Raw genomic sequence first — 25,099 nt, 5'->3', positions numbered from 1 at the left:
CTCGCACCAGCGCAGGCACACGATTTTTGTCTCTCTCAACCGCTATTGGAAAGGCGAGTGCAGTCCCATGACGACGACCACAGCATCCGAGTCATCGGACTTGGCGACCCTGCCACGCGACCACGCTGCGGGTGCCTTTGCGGCAGACCCCTTGGCCGAGGCGCGTTCGCGGCAGATCCTGTCTGCCCTGCTGGCTTTTGCCGAGGGTGATTTCCAGGCGCGGCTGCCGGTGGACTGGCCGAGCACCGATGGCCGCATCGCAGAGGCTTTCAACCGGACGATCCGGCAGGCAGCAGGCTTCACCGGCGAAGTCGCACGGCTGAACGAAACCGTCGGCAAGGAAGGTCGGCTGGCGCAGCGCATATCGGCCCCTGCCGCACAGGGCAGTTGGGCGGCGCAGGCGGTCGCGCTCAACACCCTGGTGGACGACCTGGTGCGGCCGACCACCGAGATTGCGCGCACCATCGGTGCGGTGGCCAAGGGGGATCTCGGGCAGTCCATGGATCTGCAGGTCGATGGCCGGCCGCTCAAAGGGGAGTTCCACCGTTCGGCCGAACTGGTCAACACCATGATCGAGCAGCTGTCGGTGTTCACCTCCGAAGTGACGCGGGTCGCGCGCGAGGTCGGCATCGAGGGCAAGCTCGGCGGCCAGGCCCAGGTCAAGGGCGTCTCCGGCGTCTGGAAGGACCTGACCGAGTCGGTCAACCAGATGGCCGGCAACCTCACGGCGCAGGTGCGCAACATCGCCGAGGTGACGATTGCCGTGGCCAACGGCGACCTGTCCAAGAAGATCACGGTGGACGTGCGCGGCGAGATCCTGCAGCTCAAGGAAGCGACCAACACCATGGTCGATCAGTTGCGCTCCTTCGCCTCGGAGGTGACACGCGTGGCGCGCGAGGTCGGCACCGATGGCCGGCTGGGTGGCCAGGCCGTGGTGCCCGGGGTGGCCGGCACCTGGAAGGACCTGACCGACTCGGTCAACTCCATGGCCAACAATCTGACGTCGCAGGTGCGCAACATCGCCACCGTGACCACGGCCGTGGCGCGCGGCGACCTGTCGCGCAAGATCACGGTGGACGTGAAGGGCGAGATCCTGGAGCTCAAGGAAACCATCAACACCATGGTGGACCAGCTCAACGGCTTCTCGTCCGAGGTGACGCGGGTGGCGCGCGAGGTGGGCACCGAGGGCAAGCTCGGCGGCCAGGCCCAGGTGCCGGGCATCGCAGGCACCTGGAAGGACCTGACCGATTCGGTCAACTCCATGGCCAGCAACCTCACGGGCCAGGTGCGCAACATCGCCGGCGTGGCCACGGCCATCGCCAAAGGCGACCTGTCCTCCAAGATCACGGTGGAGGTCAAGGGCGAGATCCTGGCGCTCAAGGAGACCATCAACACCATGGTCGACCAGCTCAACGCCTTCGCGTCCGAGGTGACGCGGGTGGCGCGCGAGGTGGGCACCGAGGGCAAGCTCGGCGGCCAGGCCCAGGTGCCCGGCGTCGCCGGCACCTGGAAGGACCTGACCGACAACGTCAACTTCATGGCGTCCAACCTCACGGGCCAGGTGCGCAACATCGCCGAGGTGACCACCGCCGTGGCCAATGGCGACCTGTCCAAGACCATCACCGTGGACGTGCGCGGCGAGATCCTGGAGCTCAAGAACACCATCAACACGATGGTCTACCAGCTCAACGGCTTTGCCTCGGAAGTGACGCGCATGGCGCGCGAGGTGGGTACCGAGGGCAAGCTCGGCGGCCAGGCCCAGGTGCCCGGCGTCGCGGGCACCTGGAAGGACCTGACCGACTCGGTCAATTTCATGGCCTCCAACCTTACGGGCCAGGTGCGCAATATCGCCGAGGTGACCACCGCCGTGGCGCGCGGCGACCTGTCCAAGAAGATCACCGCCGACGTGCGGGGCGAGATCCTGGAGCTCAAGAACACCATCAACACCATGGTCGACCAGCTCAACGGCTTTGCCGGCGAGGTCAGCCGGGTGGCGCGCGAGGTCGGCACCGAGGGTGCACTCGGCGGGCAGGCCCAGGTGCCCGGCGTGGCAGGGACCTGGAAGGACCTGACCGACAACGTCAACTCCATGGCCAGCAACCTGACCGCCCAGGTGCGCAACATCGCTGCCGTGGCGACGGCGGTGGCCAACGGCGACCTCTCGAAGAAGATCACCGTCGACGTGAAGGGCGAGATCCTGGAGCTCAAGAACACCTTGAACACCATGGTGGACCAGCTCAACGGCTTTGCCTCCGAAGTGACGCGCGTGGCGCGCGAGGTGGGCACCGAAGGCAAGCTCGGCGGCCAGGCCCAGGTGCGCGGCGTGGCCGGCACCTGGAAGGACCTGACCGACAACGTCAATTCGATGGCCAACAACCTCACGGGCCAGGTGCGCAACATCGCCGACGTGACCACCGCCGTGGCGCGCGGGGACCTCTCGCGCAAGATCACGGTGGAGGTCAACGGCGAGATTTTGGAGCTCAAGAACACCATCAACACCATGGTGGACCAGCTCAACGGCTTCGCTTCCGAGGTGACGCGCGTGGCGCGCGAGGTGGGCACCGAGGGCAAGCTCGGCGGCCAGGCCGAGGTACCGGGCGTGGCCGGCACCTGGAAGGACCTGACCGACAACGTGAACTTCATGGCGTCCAACCTCACTGGCCAGGTGCGCAACATCGCCGACGTGGCCACCGCCATCGCCCGGGGCGATCTCTCGCGCAAGATCACCGTGGAGGTCAAGGGCGAGATCCTGCAGCTCAAGGAGACCATGAACACCATGGTCGACCAGCTCAATGCCTTTGCCGAGGAAGTCAGCCGTGTGGCGCGCGAGGTGGGTACCGAGGGCAAGCTCGGCGGCCAGGCCGCCGTGGAAGGCGTGGCCGGCACCTGGAAGGACCTGACCGACAACGTGAACTCCATGGCCAGCAACCTCACCGGCCAGGTGCGCAACATCGCCGAGGTGACGATTGCCGTGGCCAACGGCGACCTGTCCAAGAAGATCACGGTGGACGTGCGCGGCGAGATCCTGGAGCTCAAGGAAACCATCAACACCATGGTGGACCAGCTGCGTTCCTTCGCGGCCGAGGTGAGCCGCGTGGCGCGCGAAGTGGGCACCGACGGCAAGCTCGGCGGCCAGGCGCAGGTGCCCGGCGTGGCAGGTACGTGGAAGGACCTGACCGACAACGTGAACTCCATGGCCAACAACCTCACCGGCCAGGTGCGCAACATCGCCGACGTTGCCACCGCCATCGCCCGGGGCGACCTGGGCCGCAAGATCACCGTGGACGTGAAGGGCGAGATCCTGCAGCTCAAGGAGACCATCAACACCATGGTGGACCAGCTGTCGGCCTTTGCCTCCGAAGTGACCCGGGTGGCACGCGAGGTGGGCACCGAGGGCAAGCTCGGCGGCCAGGCCACCGTGCCCGGCGTGGCCGGCACCTGGAAGGACCTGACCGACAACGTCAACTCCATGGCGTCCAACCTCACGAACCAGGTGCGCAACATTGCCGAGGTGACCATCGCCGTGGCCAACGGCGACCTCTCCAAGAAGATCACGGTCGACGTGCGCGGCGAGATCCTGCAGCTCAAGGAGACCATCAACACCATGGTCGAGCAGTTGCGCTCCTTTGCGTCCGAGGTGACGCGGGTGGCGCGCGAGGTGGGTACCGAAGGCCGCCTGGGCGTGCAGGCGGTGGTACCCGGCGTGGCCGGCACCTGGAAGGACCTGACCGACTCGGTCAACACCATGGGCGCCAACCTCACCTCGCAGGTGCGCAACATCGCCGAGGTGACCACCGCCGTGGCACGCGGCGATCTGAACCGCAAGATCACGGTGGACGTGAAGGGCGAGATACTGGAGCTCAAGAACACCATCAACACCATGGTGGACCAGCTCAACTCCTTTGCCGGCGAGGTGACCCGCGTGGCGCGCGAGGTGGGCACCGAAGGCAAGCTCGGCGGGCAGGCCCAGGTGAGCGGCGTGGGCGGCACCTGGAAAGACCTGACCGACAACGTGAATTTCATGGCCAGCAACCTGACCGAGCAGGTGCGCGGCATCGTGAAGGTGGTGACCGCCGTGGCCGACGGCAACCTCAGCCAGCGCCTCACCGTGCAGGCCAAGGGCGAGGTCGCGGCGCTGGCCGACACCATCAACGGCATGACCGACACCCTGGCCACTTTTGCCGACCAGGTGACCAACGTGGCGCGCGAGGTGGGCGTGGACGGCCGGCTGGGCGGCCAGGCCAACGTGCCCGGTGCTGCGGGCACCTGGAAGGACCTGACCGGCAACGTCAACCTGCTGGCAGCCAACCTCACGACGCAGGTGCGCGCCATCGCCGAGGTGGCCACCGCGGTGACCAAGGGCGACCTCACGCGCTCCATCCAGGTCGATGCCAAGGGCGAGGTGTCCGAGCTCAAGGACAACATCAACACCATGATCTCCAACCTGCGCGAGACCACCGAGCGCAACCGCGAGCAGGACTGGCTCAAGACCAACCTGGCGCGCTTCACCGGCATGCTGCAGGGCCAGCGCGAGCTCAACACGGTCGGCAAGCTGCTGCTGTCTGAACTTGCGCCGCTGGTGTACGCCCACCAGGGCACGGTCTACCACCTCGACGCGCAAGCCGGGGCCAGCGGCGAACTGGTGAAACTATCCAGCTATGCCCAGGTGGGCGAGGCGCGGCTGGCCGATCGCATGGCCCTGGGCGAAGGCCTGGTGGGGCAGTGCGCGGTCGAGCAAAAGCGTATCCTGCTGTCCGACGTGTCGTCCGATTTCATCCGCATCGGCTCCAGTCTGGGCGAGGCACGGCACGTGAACATCGTGGTGCTGCCGGTGCTCTTCGAGAACCAGACCAAGGCGGTGATCGAGCTGGCATCGCTGCATCCGTTCACGGTGGTGAACCTGAACTTCCTGGACCAGCTGGCGCTGAACATCGGGGCAGTGATCAACACCATCGAGGCGACCATGCGCACCGAGGGCCTGCTCACCCAGTCGCAGCAGCTCACGGCCGAGCTGCAGTCACGCCAGAGCGAGCTGCAGCAGACCAACGAGGAACTGGGCACCAAGGCGCGCCTGCTGGCCGAGCAGAACGCCGAGGTCGAACGCAAGAACGCCGAAGTGGAGCAGGCGCGCGGCGCGCTGGAGGAAAAGGCCTCGGAGCTGGCGCTGACCTCCAAGTACAAGTCCGAGTTCCTGGCCAACATGTCGCACGAGCTGCGCACGCCGCTCAACTCCATCCTGATCCTGAGCCAGCAGCTGGCCGAGAACGGCGCGCGCAACCTCTCGGCCAAGCAGATCGAGTATTCGCGCAACATCAACTCCTCGGGCACCGACCTGCTGCACCTCATCAACGACATCCTGGACCTGTCCAAGATCGAATCGGGCACGGTCACCGTGGAGGTCGAGGAGATCAGCTTCGCGGCGCTGCGCGACAACATCGACCGCAACTTCCGCCATGTGGCCGAGGCCAAGAACCTGCCGCTGCACATCCGCTTCGAGCGCGACCTGCCGCGCTCGATGGCCAGCGACCCCAAGCGGCTGCAGCAGATCCTGAAGAACCTGCTTTCCAACGCGGTCAAGTTCACCAGCCAGGGCCAGGTGGAAGTGCGCGTGGGCGTCGCCAAGGTCGGCTGGACGCCAGACCACCCGGTGCTGCGCCAGGCGCAGCAGGTGGTCGCCTTCGCCGTGGAGGACACCGGCATCGGCGTTGCGCCCGAGAAGCAGCGCCTGATCTTCGAAGCCTTCCAGCAGGCCGACGCGGGCACCTCGCGCAAGTACGGCGGCACCGGCCTGGGCCTGGCCATCAGCCGCGAACTGGCGGTGCTGCTGGGTGGCGAGATCCGGCTGACCAGCGTTTTCGGCCAGGGCAGCGTCTTCACGCTGTACCTGCCGCTGCAGCACGTCGCCACCGAACCCATGGGCTCCCGCTCGCCGGCAGAGCTGGCAGAAATGCCCAGCCGTTCGCTGACCACCCTGCCCGGCCTGCGCGAAGAGCAGGTCGCCGACGACCGCGATGCCATTGGCGCGCAGGACCAGGTGCTGCTGATCATCGAGGACGATCCGCACTACGCCCGCATCCTGCTGGGCCTTGCGCGCGAGCATGGCTTCAAGGGCATCGTGGCCAACCAGGGCAGCCTGGGCCTGGCCCTGGCGCGCGAGTACCGGCCGGCGGCCATCTGCCTGGACATCTTCCTGCCTGACATGCTGGGCTGGACGGTGCTCAACCAGCTCAAGCTCGACCCCGGGCTGCGCCATATCCCGGTGCAGATCATCACCCAGGAGGAAGAGCGCCAGCACGGGCTGTCGCACGGCGCCTTCGCCTACCTGGTGAAAGGCCCCACCACCACGGGGCTGGAGGCGGCCTTCGGGCGCATCAAGGACTTCATCGTGCCGCGCACCAAGCGCCTGCTGGTGGTGGAGGACAACGAAATCGAACGCGCGGCGGTGCTGGAGCTGCTGGGCAACGACGACATCGAGATCGTGCCGGCCCCGAGTGGCGGCGCGGCGCTCGATGCGCTGCGTGCCGAGCCCTTCGACTGCGTGGTGCTGGACCTGCGCCTGCCCGACATGAGCGGCTTCGAGCTGCTCGAGCAGGTGCGCGCCGAGCCGGCCTGGTCGCAGCTGCCGGTGGTGGTGTTCACGGGCAAGGACCTGAGCAGCGCCGAACAGGCGCGGCTGCAGGCGCTGTCGCGCAGCATCATCCTCAAGGACGTGCAGTCGCCCGAGCGCCTGCTCGACGAGACCGCCCTCTTCCTGCACCGCGTGATCACCGCGCTGCCGCCCGAGAAGCAGGCCATGCTGGAGCGACTGCACAACTCGTCCGATGCGCTGCGCGGGCGCAAGGTGCTGGTGGTGGACGACGACGCGCGCAACATCTTCGCCCTGACCTCGGTGCTGGAGAACCATGCCGTGGAGGTGATCAGCGCCACCAACGGCCGCCAGGCCATCGAAATCATCGACCGCACGCCCGAGCTGTCGATGGTGCTGATGGACATCATGATGCCCGAGATGGACGGCTACGAGACCATGCGCGAGATCCGCAAGGACCACCGTTTCCATACACTCCCCATCCTGGCGCTCACGGCCAAGGCCATGAAGGGCGACCGCGAGAAGTGCCTGGAGGCCGGGGCCAGCGACTACATTGCCAAGCCGGTGAACACCAACCAGCTGCTCTCGCTGATGCGCGTGTGGCTGTTTCGCTGAGCCCGGGCCAGACCATGCTGCCCGCTTCACACGACCTTCCGCCCCGCATGGCCACCGCAGCGCCAGCGGCGGCACCGGACTCGCACACGCGGCCCGAGGCACCCGTCAAGATCCTCGTCGTGGACGACGAGCCCTCCAACCTGGCCGTGCTGGAGGCCGTGTTCCAGGACTCAGGCTACAGCCTGGTCCATGCATCATCGGGCGCCGAGGCGCTGATGGCACTGATCCACCACGAGTTCGCGGTGCTGGTGCTGGACGTCAACATGCCGGACATGACCGGCTTCGAGCTGGCGCAACTGATCAAGCAGCGCAAGAAGACGGCGCATGTGCCCATCATCTTCCTCACCGCGTACTTCAACGACGACCAGCATGTCGTCGAAGGCTATGGCAGCGGCGCGGTGGACTACCTGCACAAGCCCTTCAACGTGGCGGTGCTGCGCTCCAAGGTGGCCATCTTCGCGGAGCTGTACCGCAAGACCCTGGCCCTGGAAGAGGTGAACCGCACCCTGGTGCAGGAGGTCGCCGAGCGCAAGACTGCCGAAGAAAAGCTGCGCCTGCTCAACGAGAGCCTGGAGCACCGCGTGCAGGAGCGCACCCACGCCCTGCAGTTGCGCGACAAAGAGCTGCGCGAGGCCGACCGGCGCAAGGACGAGTTCCTGGCCACGCTGGCGCACGAGCTCAGGAACCCGCTCGCGCCGGTGGGCTATGCGGTGCGTCTGTTGCGGCTCAAGGGGCCGGCATCGCCGCAGGTCGAACGCGCGGCCGACCTCATCGACCGGCAGGTCAAGGCGATGAGCCGCCTGATCGACGACCTCATGGACGTGAGCCGCATCAACCAGGGCAAGATCCAGCTGCGCAAGAGCAGCGTGCCGCTGGCCAGCATCCTGCAGGACGCCATCGACACCGCCCGGCCCGTGATCGACGAGCTGCGGCATGAACTGGTGGCAGAACTGCCCGCCCGGTCGCTCACGCTCGAAGGCGACGCCACGCGCCTGGCCCAGGTCTTCATGAATCTGCTGCACAACGCCGCCAAGTACATGGATGCCGGCGGGCGCATCGAGCTCTCCGTCGATGCCTCCTCGGCCGGCGAGGCCCGCGTCACGCTCACCGACCGGGGCATCGGCATTGCGCCGGACCGCCTCGAGAAGGTGTTCGAGATGTTTTCCCAGGAAGAAGCGGCCCTGTCCCGCTCGCGCGGCGGCCTGGGCATCGGGCTGGCCCTTACGCGGCGCCTGATCGAACTGCACGGCGGCAGGATCGCCGCGTTCAGCGAGGGGGTGGGCCATGGCAGCTCTTTTGTGGTGCGCCTGCCCCTGGCCGGGCTGGCCGAGCCTGCCGCCATTGGGCCTGCGTCCGAGGAACTCCATGGACTGCGGCCAGCCAGGCCGCTGCGCATCCTGGTGGCCGACGACAACCAGGATGCGGCCGATGCACTGGCACAACTGCTCCAGGCGCTGGGGCATACGGTGCATTGTGTCTACGATGGCGAGGCGGCCGTCGAGGCGGCGCGGCACTTCGGCCCCGAACTCGCGCTGCTGGACATCGGCATGCCCCGGCTCAACGGCTATGACGCCTGCCGCGCCATCCGGGCCCAGGGCATCCAGGGCCTCCTGCAGGTCTGGGCCATCACGGGCTGGGGGCAGGAGCAGGACATGCGCCGCGCGTCGGAGGCCGGCTTTGACCACCACCTGGTCAAGCCCGTGAGTCCGGACGTGCTCATTGGCCTGCTGGCCGACGCGGCGCCCGCCGTGCCTGCCGGCTAAGAATGCGTCAGGGCAGGTCCTGCGCCCGCGCACCCAGGCGCAGGCTGGTGCAGAACACCGAGAAATCGCCCGCCTCGTCGATGGGCGGGTCTTGCAACTGCACGAAGAGATAGTGCGCCAGCGGCACCAGCGTGACGCTGGCAGCACCCGAGCCGGCATGGATGCCTGTGTAGTTCTTGGCGCGGCTACGCTACCAGTAAATGCGCACGATGGTTTCTCCCTTCCAGGCGGGCCTGGCGCAGAATTTGAGGCCGCAGGCGGCGACATGGACCGGTTCGGGTTCGCCGGCATGGGCGCGGGGTGGCTGAACACCGACACCAACACGGCAGCGAATGCCAGTGCATGGCGCAGGCAAGCCTTGGTCATCCTTCTCTTGCGGCCTCGTGACCGTCGAAAAGCTGCCGCAGCAGCGCCGCCCGGAAATCCGCTCTGGCATGCCAGTGGCCTTCCACCTGCACCAGTTCGCCGGCACTGGCGCGCGCCTGGAACCAGTCCTCCACGAAGCCCGGGGCCCAGCCGCCGGTGCCGAAGTTCGCGCTGCCCACCATGGCGATCACGCCAGGGTAGGACTGCAGGAAGCCTTCCTTCGACTTGACCGGCCGGCCGTGGCTGAGCAGCAGGAACTGGATGGCATACAGCAGCTGCGATTTGGCATCCGCATGCAGTGCGAAGTAGCCCTTGTCCTCGACGATGGCCTCGGCCAGGCGGCGGATGGCCGCGGGCATCCGCGCATCGGGCCACTGCTCGCACAGCTTGTGCAACCGAGAGTTGAAGGGCGCGCTGCGCACATGCGCCAGCGCGTCGTTCTTGACGTCTTCGGGGTCGTCTTCGTACACGGCTTCGTGCACCAGGCCGCGCACGAAGCTCTCGAAATCCGGCGCGAGCGGTGTGATGCGGTAGCCGCCCTCCTGGTCGACATGCACCACCGCAGGCTCGCCGGACGGCCCGCAGGCGCGGTAGTCGAGCGCGATCATGTCGTGGCCAGCCGAGGGGCAGTCGCCAAAATAGACACCGATGTCCGGGTAGTCCCATTGCTCGATCTTGAAGCGGCTGCCCAGGCCGCCGCACAGGCTCCACTGCTTGTCGAAGCCGATGCCCTTGAAGGCGCTGATGGCCACATGGTCCTCGGCCCAGGAGGTAGGCTGCTCCGAGGGAAAGCAGCGCCTGGACGGGATGCCGCCGTTCTGCGACTGCATCAGCGCAACGTAGCTGGCCGGCAGCCGGTAGCCCAGCGCGGCCTCCACCGCGGCAATGGCCGCGGGCGTGGGCGGCGGCTCCACATACTCCTTGCGCGCGTAGTCGCTGTCGTCCCAGAAGCCGGACAGATCGAAGCCCGAAAACGGCGTGGCCCTGGTGTTCATGCGCCCTGCCCCCCCTCTCCTTGCGCGGCACGCGCCTTGTCGAGCAAAAATTCGATGCACAGGCGCACGGCGCGTGTCTGGTGGCGGTTGGGCATGTACAGCAAGTGCATGCGCGTGCCGAAGATGCTCAGGCGGTAGTCGTCCAGCGTGGTCAGCACCTCGCCCGACTCGATGGCGTCCTTCACCACGTAGTCCGGCACCAGGCCCACCCCCAGGCCAGCGAGGACGCCCTGGCGCAAGAAGGGGAAGTGCTCGGAGATCAGCGTGGGCTCCAGCAGCAGCTCCTGCCGTTCTTCGCCCTGGTAGGCGCTCAGGCGCAGTTGCCGTCCCGTCACGCCGGCGGTGATCAGCGGGGCGCTGCGCAGCTCGAACAAGGTCTGGGGCAGCCCATGCTGCTGCGCAAACGCGCGCGAGGCGCAGGCGATGTAGCGCACGGTGCCCAGACTGCGCGCCACCAGGGACAGCGGAGGCTCCTGGATCACGCGGATGGCGATGTCCACCTCGTCGCGCAGGTTGTCGGCGCGGTTCTCGAACAGCACGTCCAGCACGATGCCGGGGTACAGGCGCTTGAACTCGATCAGCCAGTCGCTCATCACGATCTGACCATAGCCGCTGGGCACGCTGATGCCCACCCGCCCCTGCAGGCCCTGCCCCAGGGTGGCGATGGTCTCGCGCGCGGCCAGCATCTCGTTCTGGATGCTGCGGCCGTGCTCGTACAGGCGCATCCCCACCTCGGTGGGCTCGACCCGGCGCGTGGTGCGCCGCACCAGCTGCACGCCCACGGATTTTTCGAGCTGGGTCAGGTGGTAGCTGACATTGGCGCGCGACACCTTGAGCTTGCGCGCAGCCTGGCTCAGGTTGCCGCTGTCGATGATTTCGACCAGCAAGGCCAGAGAGTGGGAATCCATGAAATTATTGTCTTAATTATTTTGACAGTCTGTCAATTAGAGAAGGGATTGTTATAAATCATTGTCACCGCAAGAATCCCGGTTTTCCAAAAGCCCATAGAGGAGACATGCGCGTGACCCTTCCAGCCCCTGCTTCTGTCGTTCGGTGGACCCCGCAAGAGGGCGTGCTGCTGGTCAGTGTGGACAACCCGCCGGTGAATGCCCTGGGGGCCGCCGTGCGCCGGGGGCTGATGGCCGCGATTGCCCAGGCCGAGGCCGATGCCGGCATCCAGGCCGTGCTGATCGTGGGCGAAGGCCGCGCCTTCATTGCCGGGGCCGACATCCGCGAGTTCGGCAAACCGCCCGTGCCACCTGCGCTGCCCGAGGTCTGCCAGGCCATCGAGGCCTGCAGCAAGCCGGTGGTGGCCGCCATCCATGGCGCGGCGCTGGGCGGTGGGCTGGAAGTGGCCCTGTCGGCCCACTACCGGCTGGCGCTGCCCGGGGCCCGACTGGGCCTGCCCGAGGTGTTGCTGGGGCTGCTGCCCGGCTCCGGCGGCACGCAGCGCGCGCCGCGCCTCATGGGGGTGAAGGCCGCCACCGAACTCATGCTCAGCGGCAAGCACCTGGGCGCCCAGGCGGCGCTGACGGCTGGCCTGGTGGATGCGCTGGCTGAGGGCGACGACCCCGTGGCCGCGGGCCTGGCCTACGTGCGCGAATTGCTGGCTCGCCGGGCACCGGCGCGCCCCACCAGCGCCCTGCCCGGCCGCCTGGCCGACAAAGCTGCGGCCCAGGCCGAACTCGATGCCCTCAAGACCGAGACCGCCAAGTCCGCGCGCGGCCTGTTCTCGCCCCTGAAGATCATCGACTGCGTACAGGCCGCGCTGGATCTGCCCTTTGACGAGGCCCTGAAGTTCGAACGCGCCCAGTTCATGGCTTGCCTGGACAGCCCGCAGCGCGCCGGCCTGATCCATGCCTTTTTTGCCGAGCGCGAAGTGGTCAAGGTGCCCGAGGCCAAGGCGGCTGCGCCACGCCCCTTCACGTCCATCGCCGTGATCGGCGGCGGCACCATGGGCGCCGGCATCACCGTGTCGGCCCTCGACGCGGGCTTGCCCGTGACCATGATCGAGCGCGACGAGGCGTCCATCGCGCGCGGCCGGGCGCACGTGGAGAAGGTCTACGACGCCCTGGTGGCCAAGGGCCGCATGAGCGCCGAGGCCAAGGCCGCCACCATGGCGCGCTACAACGGCAGCACGCGCTATGAGGACATTGCCGGCGCCGACCTGGTGATCGAGGCGGTATTCGAGGACATCGAGGTCAAGAGAACCGTGTTCCGCGAGCTCGACCGCGTCTGCAAGCCCGGCGCCGTGCTGGCGACCAATACCTCGTACCTGGATATCGACGCCATCGCGGCCGCCACGGCGCGCCCAGAGGACGTGATCGGCTTGCACTTCTTCAGCCCCGCCAACATCATGAAGCTGCTGGAGATCGTGGTGCCCGCCCGGGTCAGCGCCGACGTGGTGGCCACCGCCTTCGAGCTGGCCAAGCGGCTCAAGAAGGTGCCGGTGCGCGCCGGCGTGTGCGACGGCTTCATCGGCAACCGCATCCTGGCCGTGTACAAGCAGGCGGCCGACTACCTGATGGAAGACGGCGCCAGCCCCTACGAGATCGACGCGGCCGTGCGCGCCTTCGGCTACCCCATGGGACCTTTCCAGGTGACCGACCTGGCGGGCGGCGACATCGGCTGGGCCACGCGCAAGCGCCGCGCCGCCACGCGCGACCCCAAGGCCCGCTATGTGGAGATTGCCGACCGCATCTGCGAGCGCGGCTGGTTCGGCCAGAAGACCGGCCGGGGCTTTTACCTCTACCCGGAGGGTGCCCGCGTGGGGCAGAGCGACCCCGAGGTGCTGGCCATCGTCGATGCCGAGCGCGCCAGGAAGGGCGTGGTGCCGCGCCCCTTCAGCGCCGACGACATCATGCGCCGCTACATGGCCGCCATGGTCAACGAAGGCGCCAAGGTGGTGGCCGAGGGCATTGCCCTGCGCCCGCTGGACGTGGACGTGACCTTCCTGTCCGGCTACGGCTTTCCGCGCCACCGTGGCGGCCCCATGAAATGGGCCGACATGCAGGGCCTGCCCCAGGTGCTGGCCGACATCCGCGAATTCGCCAAGGACGACCCGCTGTTCTGGCAGCCCGCCCCCTTGCTCGAACAGCTGGTGGCCGAAGGCCGCAATTTCGACAGCCTGAACCAAACCACCGCCTGAACCAGGAGACACATCCCATGCGCGAAGCCGTCATCGTTTCCACCGCCCGCACCCCGCTGGCCAAGTCGCACCGCGGCGAATTCAATGCCACGCCGGCCGCCCAACTGGCCGCCTTCTCCGTCACGGCGGCCGTCGAGCGCTCGGGCGTGGACCCCGAGCTGTTCGAGGACTTCATCCTGGGCTGCGGCAACCCCGATGGCTTCCAGGGCCGCAACCTCGGCCGCCAGACCGTGCTGCGTGCCGGGCTGCCGCTGTCGGTGGCGGGCACCACGGTCACGCGCTTTTGCGCCTCGGGCCTGCAGTCCATCGCCATCGCGGCCGGCCGCATCGTGGCCGAGGGCGTGCCGGCGATGGTCGCGGGCGGGGTGGAAACCATCTCCGGTATCCGCCCGGGCAACAACCTGCCCAGCGACATGGACCCTTGGCTCGTGGAGCACAAGCCTGCCCTGTACATGGCCATGATCGACACGGCCGACGTGGTGGCGCACCGCTACGGCATCTCGCGCGAGGACCAGGACGCCTTCTCGCTGCAGAGCCAGCAGCGCACGGCGGCGGCGCAGGCAGCGGGCCTGTTCGACGATGAAATCATCCCCTGTGCCACGCGCATGGCCGAGAAGAACAAGGACACCGGCGAGGTCACCTACCGCGACGTGGTCGCCACACGCGACACCTGCAACCGCCCCGGCACCACGCTCGAAGGCTTGGCGGCACTGGAGCCTGTGAAGGGTCCGAACCAGTTCGTCACGGCCGGCAATGCCTCGCAGCTGTCCGATGGCTCGTCGGCCTGCGTGCTGATGGAGGCCAGGGAGGCCGAGCGCCTGGGCCTGCAGCCGTTGGGCGCTTTCCGCGGCATGGCCGTGGCCGGCTGCGAGCCCGACGAAATGGGCATCGGCCCGGTGTTCGCCGTGCCCAAGCTGCTGGCGCGCCATGGTCTCACGGTCGAGGACATCGGCCTGTGGGAGCTCAACGAGGCCTTCGCCTCCCAGGCCCTGTACTGCCAGCGCCGGCTGGGCATCCCGATGGAGCGGCTCAACGTCAACGGCGGCGCGATCTCCATCGGTCACCCCTTCGGCATGACGGGTGCCCGCCTGGCCGGCCACATCCTGCTCGAAGGCCGGCGCCGCAAGGCGAAATGGGGCGTGGTGACCATGTGCATCGCGGGTGGCATGGGTGCCGCCGGCCTGTTCGAGATTTTCTGAAGCGAGGCACGACATGGATCTGCAATTCACCCCTGAAGAACAGGCCTTCCGCGAGGAAGTGCAGGCCTTTCTGAAAGACAAGCTGCCCGCCGCCCTGGCGCACAAGGTCAAGGCCGGACAGCGCCTGACCAAGGCCGACCAGGAGGAGTGGCATGCCATCCTCAACGCGCGCGGCTGGCTGGCCAACCACTGGCCCGAGCAATACGGCGGCCCCGGCTGGGGTGCGGTGCAGAAGTTCATCTTCGACACCGAGTGCGCCGTGGCCGGCGGGCCGCGCATCGTGCCCTTCGGCGTCAACATGCTGGGCCCGGTGCTCATCAAGTACGGCAACGAGGCGCAAAAGCAGTACTGGCTGCCGCGCATCCTGAGCGGTGCCGACTGGTGGTGCCAGGGTTACTCCGAGCCGGGCTCGGGCTCGGACCTGGCCTCGGTGAAAACCACGGCGGTGCGTGGCGTGGATGCAGAGGGCGAGCACTACATCGTCAATGGCCAGAAGACCTGGACCACCCAGGGCCAGCACGCCAACATGATCTTCTGCCTGGTGCGCACCGACCGCGAGGCCAAGGCCCAGTCGGGCATCAGCTTCTTGCTGGTGGACATGGGCACCCCTGGCGTGGAAGTGCGCCCCATCCGCACGCTCGACGGCGACCGCGAGGTCAACGAGGTGTTCTTCACCGACGTGCGTGTGCCGGCGGAGAACCTGGTGGGTGAGGAGAACAAAGGCTGGACCTATGCCAAGTACCTGCTGACCTACGAGCGCACCGGCATTGCCGGCGTGGGCTTCTCAGTGGCCGCGCTGGAAAAGCTCAAGGTCATCGCCGCCAAGGTGCAGCGCAACGGCCGCCCGCTGGACCAGGACCCGCAGTTCGCCACCCGCATGGCCAAGGTCGAGATCGACCTGGAGAACATGAAGACCACCAACCTGCGCGTGATTGCGGCCGTGGCGGGCGGCGGCGTGCCGGGGGCCGAGAGCTCCATGCTCAAGATCCGCGGCACCGAGATCCGCCAGGAGATCCTGTCGCTGATCCGCCGCGCCATGGGCCCCGCGGCCCTGCCCTACATCGAGGAGGCGCAGCACCAGGACATGGCCGATCCGTTGACCGGCCCCGACGAGGCGGCCACGGCGGCAGCCAACTACTTCAACTACCGCAAGCTGTCGATCTTCGGCGGCTCCAATGAAATCCAGAAGAACATCATCTCCAAGATGATCCTGGGCCTGTGAGGTGGATGCGATGAACTTTGAACACACCGAAGACCGCCGCATGCTGGCGGACACCCTGGACCGCTTTGTCGCCGGGCAGTGCCCTGTGGAGACCCGCAACGCCATCGCCTATGGCGCAACCGGCATGTCGGGTACCTTGTGGGGGCAGTTTGCCGAGCTGGGTGCCATTGGCGCCCTCTTCCCCGAAGCCGATGGCGGCTTTGGCGGCGCCGGTTTCGACATTGCCGTGGTCTTCGAGGCCCTTGGCCGCGGCCTGGTGGTGGAGCCCTTTCTCGGGGCGCTGCTGGTGGGGCGGGCCCTGGGCGCCGTGGGTACGCCCGCGCAGAAGGAACGCATCGCCAGCCTGATCGACGGCAGCACCGTGGCCGCGCTGGCGCACGACGAACCGGGCAGCCACTACGAACTGGCACGCGTCGCCACGCAGGCAGTGCGCAATGGCCAGGGCTGGGTGCTGTCGGGCGCCAAGGCCGTGGTTGTGCAGGGCGGCACGGCGCAGCTGCTGCTGGTGTCGGCCCGCACGGCAGGCGCGGTGGACAGCGAGGACGGCATTTCGCTGTTCCTCGTGCCGGCCGATGCGCCGGGCGTTGAACGCCGGGACTACGGCCGCATCGACGGTGGGGGTGCCGCCGACATCAGCTTCACCAACGTGGAACTGGGCCCCGATGCGCTGCTGGGCACCGAAGGCCAGGGCCTGGCCACGCTGGAGCTGGCCGTGGGCTGGGGTGTGCTGGCCCTGTGCGCCGAGGCGCTGGGCGCCATGGAAGTGGCCAAGAAGGACACGCTCGAATACCTGCAGACGCGCAAGCAGTTCGGCGTGCCGATCGGCAGCTTCCAGGCGCTGCAGCACCGCATGGCCGATCTGCTGCTGGAGGTGGAGCAGGCGCGCTCGGCCGTGATCAACGCCGCGGCCGCCATGGATGGCGAGCGCCTGGCGCGCGAGCGCGCGCTGTCGGCCGCCAAGTTCACCATCGGCCGCATCGGAGCGCTGGTGTCCGAGGAAAGCATTCAAATGCATGGGGGCATCGGCATGACCTGGGAGCTCCCGCTGTCGCACTATGCCAAGCGGCTGGTGATGATCGACCACCAGCTGGGCGATGAAGATCACCACCTGGCGCGCTACATGGCTTTGGGCGCCGGCACACAAGGAGACTGAACATGGCGACCACCCAAGAACCGAACCAGGGCCTGGACCTGCCCCTCGAAGGCGTGCGTGTGCTGGACCTCTCGCGCGTCTTCGCCGGGCCGCTGTGCGGCCAGGTGCTGGCCGACTTCGGCGCCGAGGTCATCAAGGTCGAGCACCCCGGCCGCGGCGACGACACGCGCGACTGGGGCATGCGCATCGGCAAGACCGAGACCACCTACTACAACAGCATGAACCGCAACAAGCGGTCGATCACGCTGGACCTGCAAAGCCCGGAGGCCCTGAAGATCATCCACAGCCTGCTGCCGCAGGTCGACGTGGTGATCCACAACTTCAAGACCGGCGGCGCTGAGAAGCTGGGCCTGGGCTACGAGCAGCTCCGGGCCATTCGGCCCGACCTGGTCTACTGTGCCGTGGCCGGCTACGACGCGAGCGGCCCCGAGGCCAAACGCCCCGGCTACGACCTGGTGATCCAGGGCGAGGCCGGCCTGATGGCGCTGAACGGCGAAGCCGAGCGGCCGCCGCTGAAGTTCGGCGTGGCCGTGGTGGACCTCGTGACCGGCATGCATGCGGCCCAGGCCGTGCTGGCCGCCCTGTTCCGCCGCGAGCGCACGGGCAAAGGCCGGCTGATCGAAATGGCGCTGTACGACTGCGGCATCATGGTCACGGGCTACTACGGGCTCGACGCGCTGCAGCTCGGCCGCGACCCGGCGCGCTACGGCAACGCCCACCCCTCCATCGTGCCCTACGGCATGTTCGAGGCGGCCGACGGCCCGCTGATCATTGCCGTGGGCAACAACACGCAGTTCGACAAGTTCTGCCGCACGGTCATCGAGCGGCCCGATATCGTCGAGGACCCGCGCTTTGCCACCAATGTGGAGCGCGCCAGGAACCGGCCAGCCCTGGTGCCTCTGCTCAACGGCATGATCCGCTCGCTGCCGCGCGATGTGCTGCTTGAACGCATGACAACGGCCGGCATCCCCTGCGGCCGGGTTGCGGGCCTGCACGAGGCCTTGACCAGCCAGCGCACGCGCCAGAGCGGCCTGGTGCAGGACATGCCCCACCCCGTGACCGGCACCACGCCCGTGTTCGCACCGCCCTACCGGCTGGACGGCCAGCGCCTGCCGCTGCGCAATGCGCCGCCCACGCTGGGCGAGGGCACGCGCGAGGTGCTGCAGCGCTTGCTGGCCTTGGGCGAGGACGAGCTGCAGCGCTTGCAGCAAAGCGGCGTGCTAACCCTTCCAGCCGCCTGACACCAGACATCACAACACCGAGACAAGACCATGAGCACCTCTTTCAACCGCCGCACCGCCCTGCAGGGTTTGGCTGCCCTGAGCGGCGCGGGCCTGCTGGGCAGCAGCCTGGCCCAGCCTGCCAAGGACGCAGCCTGGCCCGCCAACCTCATCAAGCTGGTCGTACCCTTCCCGGCCGGGGGACCCACCGACACGGCCTCGCGCATCGTCGGGCAGAAGCTGGCCGAGCGCCTCAAGCAGGCCGTGGTGGTGGAAAACCGCCCCGGCGCCTCGGGCTCCATCGCCGCGTTGCAGGTGGCCAAGGCCGAGCCCGACGGCTATACGCTGATGATGCTGGCCACCCCCACCCTGCTGGCGCCCCACCTGTACAAGAAGACGGGCTACGACACGGTGAAGGACTTCGCCCCCGTGGCCACAGTCTACGACCTGCCCATCGTCGTGGTGGTCAACCCCACCCAGCTGCCCGAGGTGACCGACCTGCGCAAGCTGATCGCCAACGCCAAGGCGCAGAAGGCCCCGCTCAACTACACCAGCTCGGGCGCGGGCAGCTTCGGCCACCTGAGCATGGAGCTGCTCAAGCAGATGGGCGGCTTCGACATGCAGCATGTGCCCTACAAGGGCGGCGTGCCAGCCATCACCGACACCATCGGTGGCCAGGTGCCGGTGATGTACGCCGACCTGGTAGCGGCACTGCCCCACATCAAGGCCGGCAAGCTGCGCGCCATCGCCATCGGGTCGCCCCAGCGCGTGGCCATGCTGCCCGATGTGCCGACCATCGCCGAGCAGGGTTTCAAGGGCTATGACGCCGTCTCCTGGGGCGGCCTGCTGGCCCCCGCAGGCACGCCCAAGGCCGTGGTGGATCGCATCGCCAATGAAGTGCGGCAGATCCTGGCCGACAAGGAGATCCAGGAGAAGCTGCTGAACGCGGGTGCCATCGCCCGTTTCCAGGACCCGGCGCAGATGGGCCAGCATGTGCAGCAGGACTATGCCAAGTGGGGCCAGCTGATTCGCGACAAGGGCATTGCACCGGAGTGACACGGCCATGAAAACACGCATCACCGAACTCTTCGGCATCGAGCACCCCATCATCCAGGGGGGCATGCACCATGTGGGCCTGGCCGAGCTGGCATCGGCCGTCTCCAACGCGGGCGGCCTGGGCATGGTCACCGGGCTGACCCAGCGCACGCCCGAACTGCTGGCCCGCGAGATCGCGCGCTGCCGCGCCATGACGGACAAGCCCTTCGGCGTGAACCTGACCTTTCTGCCCTCGGTCAACCCGCCCGATTACCCGGGCTATGTGAAGGCCATCATCGAAGGCGGCGTGAAGGTCGTCGAGACCGCGGGCAACAACCCGCAGAAATGGCTGCCGGCGCTCAAGGAGGCCGGCATCAAGGTCATCCACAAGTGCACCTCGGTGCGCCATGCGCTCAAGGCCCAGGCCATCGGCTGCGATGCGATCAGCGTGGATGGCTTCGAGTGCGGCGGCCACCCGGGCGAGGACGACGTGCCCAACTTCATCCTGCTGCCGCGGGCGGCGGAAGAGCTGGGCATCCCCTTCGTCGCATCGGGCGGGATGGCCGACGGCCGCTCGCTCGTGGCCGCGCTGGCCCTGGGCGCCGAGGGCATGAACATGGGCACGCGCTTCATCGCCACCCAGGAGGCGCCGGTGCACGAGAACGTCAAGCGCGCCATCGTCGCGGCCAGTGAGCTTGATACGCGCCTGGTCATGCGCCCGCTGCGCAACACCGAGCGGGTGCTCAGCAACGCGGCGGTGGAGCGGCTGCTGGCCAAGGAGCGCGAACTGGGCGCGGCCATCAGCTTCGAGGACATCCTGCCCGAGGTGGCCGGCGTCTACCCGCGCATCATGCAAAGCGGCGAGATGGACGCGGGCGCCTGGTCCTGCGGCATGGTGGCCGGCCTGATCCACGACGTGCCCACGGTGCAGCAACTGATCGACCGGACCATGGCCGAGGCCCATGCCCTGATCCACGAACGCCTGGCTGGCCTGGCCCGCTGAGTCCCAACACTTATTGAAGGAAGCCCCATGAAAATCCTCGTCCCTGTCAAGCGCGTGGTGGACTACAACGTCAAGGTCCGAGTCAAGTCGGACCAGACCGGTGTGGACATCGCCAACGTGAAGATGAGCATGAACCCCTTTGACGAAATCGCCGTCGAAGAGGCCGTGCGCCTCAAAGAAAAAGGCCTGGTCACCGAAGTCATCGCCGTCTCCTGCGGCGTGGCCCAGTGCCAGGAAACCCTGCGCACCGCCATGGCCATCGGCGCCGACCGCGCCATCCTGGTGGAAACCCCCGCCGACCTGGATCTGCAGCCCCTGGCCGTGGCCAAGCTCTTGAAGGCCCTGGTGGACAAGGAACAACCCGGCCTCGTGATCCTGGGCAAGCAGGCCATCGACGACGACGCCAACCAGACCGGCCAGATGCTGGCGGCCCTGGCCGACCTGCCCCAGGCCACGTTTGCCAGCAAGGTCGACCTGGCTGCCGACAAGGTCAGCGTCACCCGCGAAATCGACGGTGGCCTGGAAACCCTCTCCTTGTCCCTGCCCGCAGTCATCACCACCGACCTGCGTTTGAACGAGCCCCGCTACGTCACCTTGCCCAACATCATGAAGGCCAAGAAAAAGCAGCTGGACACCGTCAAGCCCGAAGACCTCGGTGTGGATGTGTCCCCCCGTCTGAAGACCCTCAAGGTCAGCGAACCGCCCAAGCGCGGTGCGGGCGTCAAGGTGGCCGACGTGGCCGCCTTGGTCGAGAAGCTCAAGAACGAAGCCAAAGTCATCTAAGGAGAACAAGAAATGACCGTACTCGTTATTGCTGAACACGACAACGCCAGCATCAAGGGCGCAACGCTCAACACCGTGACCGCCGCCATCGCCTGCGGTGGCGACGTGCACGTGCTGGTGGCCGGCCACAATGCCGCTGGCGCCGCAGCCGCAGCCGCACAAATCGCGGGTGTCGCCAAGGTCCTGCACGCCGACGCAGCCGGCCTGGCCCACGGCCTGGCCGAGAACGTGGCCGCCCAGGTCCTGGCCATCGCCAGCTCCTACAGCCACATCCTGTTCCCCGCCACCGCGGGCGGCAAGAACGTGGCCCCGCGCGTGGCGGCCAAGCTCGATGTGGCCCAGATCAGCGACATCACCAAAGTGATCTCTCCTGACACCTTCGAGCGCCCCATCTACGCGGGCAACGCCATTGCCACCGTGCAGAGCCAGGACGCCACCAAGGTCATCACCGTGCGCACCACGGGCTTCGATGCCGCAGCGGCCTCGGGTGGCAGTGCATCCACCGAAACGGCGGCGGCAACCGCCGACGCGGGCAAGAGCAGCTTTGTGGGCAGCGAGATCGCCAAGAGCGACCGCCCCGAGCTGACCGCCGCCAAGATCATCGTCTCCGGTGGCCGCGCCCTGGGCAGCAAGGAAAAGTTCGACGAAGTGATGACCCCGCTGGCCGACAAGCTGGGGGCTGCCATTGGCGCCAGCCGCGCGGCAGTCGATGCGGGTTACGCACCGAACGACCTGCAGGTGGGCCAGACGGGCAAGATCGTGGCGCCGCAGCTGTATGTGGCGGCCGGTATCTCCGGGGCCATCCAGCATCTGGCTGGGATGAAGGACTCCAAGGTGATCGTGGCGATCAACAAGGATGCGGAGGCGCCGATCTTCAGCGTGGCCGACTATGGGCTGGAGGCGGATCTGTTTGCGGCCGTGCCGGAGCTGGTCAAGGCGCTGTAAGGCGGCCGCGTCTGAGACATCAGGAGACAAACATGCACAACAACAAAGCCCTCAACCGCCGCCGCCTGCTGGCAGCCGCCACGGCCGGCATCGCCGCCACGGCCGCACCCGCCTGGGCCAACTCGGCCTGGCCCAGCAAGCCCATCCGCATCGTCGTGCCGTATACGGCCGGCGGCTTCACCGACCAGATGGCGCGCCTGCTCCAGGTCGGGCTGCAGCAGGCGCTGGGCCAGCCCATCGTCATCGACAACAAGCCGGGTGCCAACAGCATCATCGGCGTGGATGCGGTGGCCAAGGCGGCGCCCGACGGGCACACCTTTGCAGTGGTGATCGCCGCCTATGCAGCCAACACCACGCTGTACCCCAAGCTGCCCTACGACCCGAAGAAGGACCTGGTGGGCGTGTCGCTCATGGGGGTGTCGCCGCTCGTGGCCGCCGTCGCCACGAATGCCCCGTTCAAGACCACGGCGGAGCTCGTGGCCTATGGGCGCGCCAATCCGGGCAAGCTGAGTTTCGCGTCCTCGGGCGCGGGTTCGGCTGCGCACCTGACCTCGGAACTCATGCGCCTGGTCACCAAGGTGGACATGGTGCATGTGCCCTACAAGGGGGCGTCTCCGGCGCTGGCCGACCTCATGGGCGGGCAGATCCCCCTGTTCCTGGACCCGCCGCCCAACCTGATCCAGCCGGCCAAGGCCGGCAAGATCCGGCTGATCGGCGTGGCCAGCGACAAGCGCGTGCCGGCGCTGCCGGACGTGCCGACCTTCGGCGAGCAGGGCTACCCCGGCATCGTGGGCAGCACCTGGGCGGCCATGCTGGCGCCGGCCGGCGTGCCGCGCGAGATCGTGCAGCGCATGTCCACCGAGGTCGCGCGCATCATCCGCAGCGCCGAAGTCTCGCGCCGCCTGGAGCAGAGCATGGGCACCTTCGCGGAGGGCTCCACACCGCAGGAATGCGATGCCTTCATCGCCAGCGAGACCGCCAAATGGGCCAAGGTCATCCGCGAGGCCAATGTGGTCGTGGACTGATTCAGGCAAATAACGATTGCTCCCGGCGCCTATGCGCCGCATCTGCCTTCTCCTACAAGGTCAAAGGCGGCCGCTTCGTACCATCCATCATCCCTGCCGCTGCGGCTGCCTGCAGCCAGGCCACCCATTTGGCCCGAGGTGCCGCCATGATGACGGATTCGAAAAACCTGTTCAGCACCGCCCAGGCCTTGCCTGGCGCGCTGGCGTCCATGGGTTCCGCTCCGGTCATCAGGCAGTTGCGCCACCTGGTGGTCAGCGGGCTGGCGGACCTGCCCCTGCCGGGCACGGGCCGTACGCTGGAGCGCTGGCAGGCGCTGAGCGTGGTGGCTGGCCACGATCTGTCGCTGGCCAGGCTGTACGAGAGCCATACCGACGCTTTGGCCATCCTGCGCGAACTGGGGTATGAAGAACACACCCGTGGCGCCGTCTGGGCCATGTGGGCCGCGGAATCGCCCGGGCGCCGCCTGGCAGCCACCGACCGGGGCGCCGAGGGCATCGTGCTCTCGGGCTCCAAGGCTGCATGCGCGGGCGCCCTGGGGGCCAGCCATGCCCTGCTCACGGCCTGGCTGCCAGGGCAGCAACCGCAGCTCATGGTGGTGGAACTGGACCACCCCAGCGTGGGCATCCATACCAATGACTGGCATGCCGTGGGCATGGCGGACACGGGCAGCGCGGACGTCAGCTTCCACAACACGCCTGCGACCCGGCTCGGGGCCCCTGGCGATTTCATGCGGCGCAGCGGCTACTGGCATGGCGCGGCAGGCATCGCGGCATGCTGGCATGGCGGCATCCGTGCGGCGGCCCATGTGCTCTTTGCCGCGGTGCAGCAGTGCCCGCCCAGCCACCCTCTGCACACGATGCGCGCGGCTGCCTTGGCCAAGGTCGATGTGGCCCTGCACAGCAGCGCCGCCGTACTGCGCGACAGCGCGGCCTGGATCGACGCCCACCCTCGCGATGCCGCCATGGCCCTGGCCCTGCGCACCCGGCAGGCCGTGGAAAGCAGCGCCTGGCGCGTATTGCAGGAAGCCGGGCGGGCGTTGGAAGGCACGGCGTTCAGCCGGAGCGCATTCTTCGCGCGTATGGCGGCAGACCTGCCGGCCTTCATGCGCCAGAGCCAGGGTGGCGACCGCGACGAGGCGGCCCTGTCCGGTGCACTCCTCGCCCAGGACGCGCCGCCCCTGTGGGCCCTGTGACGGTGCGCGCTGCTCGCGGTGCCGTCCTACACTCTGGGCGTGCGCTGCTTCATACCATAAGGATGTCGATACCGCAGTCGACTTCCACCGCCTGCCCCGTGCAGGCAGAAAGCCCGCTTCATGCGGGCTTTCTTTTTTGCTGCACCGCGTCGAAACCCCTTCCGCCCCAGGGCTGTTGCGAATAGTTGCCCCGGCGCCGCAGCCCGAGGTTCAGAATGGATTCTCGCCAAACACGCGGGGGTCCTATGCCGATGGAGTACCTGAAAGTGATCGCTATGGAGATGCTTCCATACGATGTGGACGACGAAGCCGGCGTGGACATGCTACGGGTGCTGGAAGCTGCCGGCATGGTGGAAGTGCAGTTCGCGCCCGGGCGTGGCAGCCCTGCCCGCGTGGTCGCCGTCACCGGCCTGGGCCGGGCCTCGCTGCTTGCCGAAACCGCCAAACAGGTGATCCGACGACAGCGCAGCCCCGAGGTGTCTTCGGCATGGGCGGCGCTGTCCTGACCTGCTGATTCGGCATCGCCGCGGCGCAGCATTCGCTGCAAATCCCTTTTTTCTAGGGCCTGTCCCCTGCGGCTGGCAGGCCGGGTGTGCTTTGCGCCACGCATGGTGCATGCGCCTGCGCTTCAAAAGGCGTCCCTCCGGTCACAGGCGTTGCACGACGGTAAGGAGCGCAGTCGCCGCTGAGGGCGGCGGGGTTGTTCATGGCCCGTTACTGCCCCGTGCCTGCCAGCCGGCAGGCGTCTGGAGGGCGCGTTGGCCCCCTGCCTTTCGCTACACCGCAACCTCGAAAACCGCGTAGGCAAACGCCTACCTGAGCACGCGCGGCGGTCTTGCATTGGCATA

16 protein-coding genes are annotated in these 25,099 nt (G+C 67.7%); 14 read left to right on the top strand and 2 right to left on the bottom strand.

Features of this window, described 5'->3' with window-relative positions; translation table 11 throughout:
• The first annotated feature begins 67 nt into the window (after positions 1-67).
• Positions 68-7,201 carry a HAMP domain-containing protein gene (locus AC07X5_RS18295; RefSeq protein ID WP_494771313.1) on the top strand — a complete coding sequence of 2,378 codons (7,134 nt, stop codon included), beginning with the start codon at positions 68-70 and terminating at the stop codon, positions 7,199-7,201.
• A 14-nt stretch (positions 7,202-7,215) separates the two neighbouring features.
• Positions 7,216-8,964 carry an ATP-binding response regulator gene (locus AC07X5_RS18290; protein ID WP_494771312.1) on the top strand — a complete coding sequence of 583 codons (1,749 nt, stop codon included), beginning with the start codon at positions 7,216-7,218 and terminating at the stop codon, positions 8,962-8,964.
• A 362-nt stretch (positions 8,965-9,326) separates the two neighbouring features.
• Here the strand turns inward: AC07X5_RS18290 and AC07X5_RS18285 are convergent, their stop codons facing one another.
• Positions 9,327-10,325, bottom strand: a complete 999-nt coding sequence (locus AC07X5_RS18285; protein WP_494771311.1) for an SMI1/KNR4 family protein — start codon at positions 10,323-10,325, stop codon at positions 9,327-9,329.
• Positions 10,322-11,233 (bottom strand): LysR family transcriptional regulator, encoded by a 912-nt coding sequence (locus AC07X5_RS18280; RefSeq protein ID WP_494771310.1) that lies wholly within the window; start codon positions 11,231-11,233, stop codon positions 10,322-10,324. The genes AC07X5_RS18285 and AC07X5_RS18280 overlap by 4 nt, the downstream gene beginning before the upstream one ends.
• Positions 11,234-11,340: 107 nt before the next feature.
• On the opposite strand from AC07X5_RS18280, the gene AC07X5_RS18275 reads away from it, so the two are divergent.
• The 12 genes from AC07X5_RS18275 to AC07X5_RS18220 all read left to right on the top strand — a co-directional run bounded on the left by AC07X5_RS18275 (position 11,341) and on the right by AC07X5_RS18220 (position 24,757).
• A complete protein-coding gene (locus tag AC07X5_RS18275; RefSeq protein ID WP_494771309.1) occupies positions 11,341-13,473 on the top strand; it encodes a 3-hydroxyacyl-CoA dehydrogenase NAD-binding domain-containing protein in 2,133 nt (710 codons plus the stop codon).
• Positions 13,474-13,490: 17 nt separating this feature from the next.
• Positions 13,491-14,672 (top strand): acetyl-CoA C-acyltransferase, encoded by a 1,182-nt coding sequence (locus AC07X5_RS18270; RefSeq protein WP_494771308.1) that lies wholly within the window; start codon positions 13,491-13,493, stop codon positions 14,670-14,672.
• Positions 14,673-14,685: 13 nt separating this feature from the next.
• Entirely contained in the window at positions 14,686-15,894 is a 1,209-nt protein-coding gene (locus AC07X5_RS18265) for an acyl-CoA dehydrogenase family protein (RefSeq protein ID WP_494771307.1), read from the top strand.
• A gap of 10 nt (positions 15,895-15,904) precedes the next feature.
• The gene (locus AC07X5_RS18260; protein WP_494771306.1) at positions 15,905-17,047 is read left to right on the top strand and encodes an acyl-CoA dehydrogenase family protein; all 1,143 of its coding nucleotides are present in this window, start codon (positions 15,905-15,907) and stop codon (positions 17,045-17,047) included.
• A gap of 2 nt (positions 17,048-17,049) precedes the next feature.
• Positions 17,050-18,288 carry a CaiB/BaiF CoA transferase family protein gene (locus AC07X5_RS18255; RefSeq protein ID WP_494771305.1) on the top strand — a complete coding sequence of 413 codons (1,239 nt, stop codon included), beginning with the start codon at positions 17,050-17,052 and terminating at the stop codon, positions 18,286-18,288.
• A gap of 30 nt (positions 18,289-18,318) precedes the next feature.
• Positions 18,319-19,323 (top strand): Bug family tripartite tricarboxylate transporter substrate binding protein, encoded by a 1,005-nt coding sequence (locus AC07X5_RS18250; RefSeq protein WP_494771304.1) that lies wholly within the window; start codon positions 18,319-18,321, stop codon positions 19,321-19,323.
• Positions 19,324-19,330: 7 nt separating this feature from the next.
• Positions 19,331-20,305 carry an NAD(P)H-dependent flavin oxidoreductase gene (locus AC07X5_RS18245; protein ID WP_494771303.1) on the top strand — a complete coding sequence of 325 codons (975 nt, stop codon included), beginning with the start codon at positions 19,331-19,333 and terminating at the stop codon, positions 20,303-20,305.
• Between the two features lie 27 nt (positions 20,306-20,332).
• Positions 20,333-21,088, top strand: a complete 756-nt coding sequence (locus tag AC07X5_RS18240; RefSeq protein ID WP_494771302.1) for an electron transfer flavoprotein subunit beta/FixA family protein — start codon at positions 20,333-20,335, stop codon at positions 21,086-21,088.
• A 12-nt stretch (positions 21,089-21,100) separates the two neighbouring features.
• Positions 21,101-22,033, top strand: a complete 933-nt coding sequence (locus AC07X5_RS18235) for an electron transfer flavoprotein subunit alpha/FixB family protein (protein ID WP_494771301.1) — start codon at positions 21,101-21,103, stop codon at positions 22,031-22,033.
• A 32-nt stretch (positions 22,034-22,065) separates the two neighbouring features.
• Positions 22,066-23,058: a tripartite tricarboxylate transporter substrate binding protein gene (locus AC07X5_RS18230; RefSeq protein ID WP_494771300.1), complete on the top strand. Its 993-nt coding sequence runs from the start codon at positions 22,066-22,068 to the stop codon at positions 23,056-23,058.
• Positions 23,059-23,207: 149 nt separating this feature from the next.
• A complete protein-coding gene (locus AC07X5_RS18225; protein ID WP_494771299.1) occupies positions 23,208-24,251 on the top strand; it encodes an acyl-CoA dehydrogenase family protein in 1,044 nt (347 codons plus the stop codon).
• A gap of 275 nt (positions 24,252-24,526) precedes the next feature.
• Entirely contained in the window at positions 24,527-24,757 is a 231-nt protein-coding gene (locus AC07X5_RS18220; RefSeq protein ID WP_409955224.1) for a hypothetical protein, read from the top strand.
• The last annotated feature ends 342 nt before the right edge of the window (positions 24,758-25,099 follow it).

This window comes from Acidovorax sp. GW458-11-26-14-TSB4, from assembly GCF_059423865.1.
This window is presented reverse-complemented; position numbering and strand designations above follow the sequence as displayed.

Bases quoted from the DNA above. Each gene is read 5' to 3' on its own strand.
- AC07X5_RS18295 (WP_494771313.1), top strand. From the start codon at position 68: ATGACGACGACCACAGCATCCGAGTCATCGGACTTGGCGACCCTGCCA.
- AC07X5_RS18290 (WP_494771312.1), top strand. From the start codon at position 7,216: ATGCTGCCCGCTTCACACGACCTTCCGCCCCGCATGGCCACCGCAGCG.
- AC07X5_RS18285 (WP_494771311.1), bottom strand. From the start codon at position 10,325: ATGAACACCAGGGCCACGCCGTTTTCGGGCTTCGATCTGTCCGGCTTC.
- AC07X5_RS18280 (WP_494771310.1), bottom strand. From the start codon at position 11,233: ATGGATTCCCACTCTCTGGCCTTGCTGGTCGAAATCATCGACAGCGGC.
- AC07X5_RS18275 (WP_494771309.1), top strand. From the start codon at position 11,341: ATGCGCGTGACCCTTCCAGCCCCTGCTTCTGTCGTTCGGTGGACCCCG.
- AC07X5_RS18270 (WP_494771308.1), top strand. From the start codon at position 13,491: ATGCGCGAAGCCGTCATCGTTTCCACCGCCCGCACCCCGCTGGCCAAG.
- AC07X5_RS18265 (WP_494771307.1), top strand. From the start codon at position 14,686: ATGGATCTGCAATTCACCCCTGAAGAACAGGCCTTCCGCGAGGAAGTG.
- AC07X5_RS18260 (WP_494771306.1), top strand. From the start codon at position 15,905: ATGAACTTTGAACACACCGAAGACCGCCGCATGCTGGCGGACACCCTG.
- AC07X5_RS18255 (WP_494771305.1), top strand. From the start codon at position 17,050: ATGGCGACCACCCAAGAACCGAACCAGGGCCTGGACCTGCCCCTCGAA.
- AC07X5_RS18250 (WP_494771304.1), top strand. From the start codon at position 18,319: ATGAGCACCTCTTTCAACCGCCGCACCGCCCTGCAGGGTTTGGCTGCC.
- AC07X5_RS18245 (WP_494771303.1), top strand. From the start codon at position 19,331: ATGAAAACACGCATCACCGAACTCTTCGGCATCGAGCACCCCATCATC.
- AC07X5_RS18240 (WP_494771302.1), top strand. From the start codon at position 20,333: ATGAAAATCCTCGTCCCTGTCAAGCGCGTGGTGGACTACAACGTCAAG.
- AC07X5_RS18235 (WP_494771301.1), top strand. From the start codon at position 21,101: ATGACCGTACTCGTTATTGCTGAACACGACAACGCCAGCATCAAGGGC.
- AC07X5_RS18230 (WP_494771300.1), top strand. From the start codon at position 22,066: ATGCACAACAACAAAGCCCTCAACCGCCGCCGCCTGCTGGCAGCCGCC.
- AC07X5_RS18225 (WP_494771299.1), top strand. From the start codon at position 23,208: ATGACGGATTCGAAAAACCTGTTCAGCACCGCCCAGGCCTTGCCTGGC.
- AC07X5_RS18220 (WP_409955224.1), top strand. From the start codon at position 24,527: ATGGAGATGCTTCCATACGATGTGGACGACGAAGCCGGCGTGGACATG.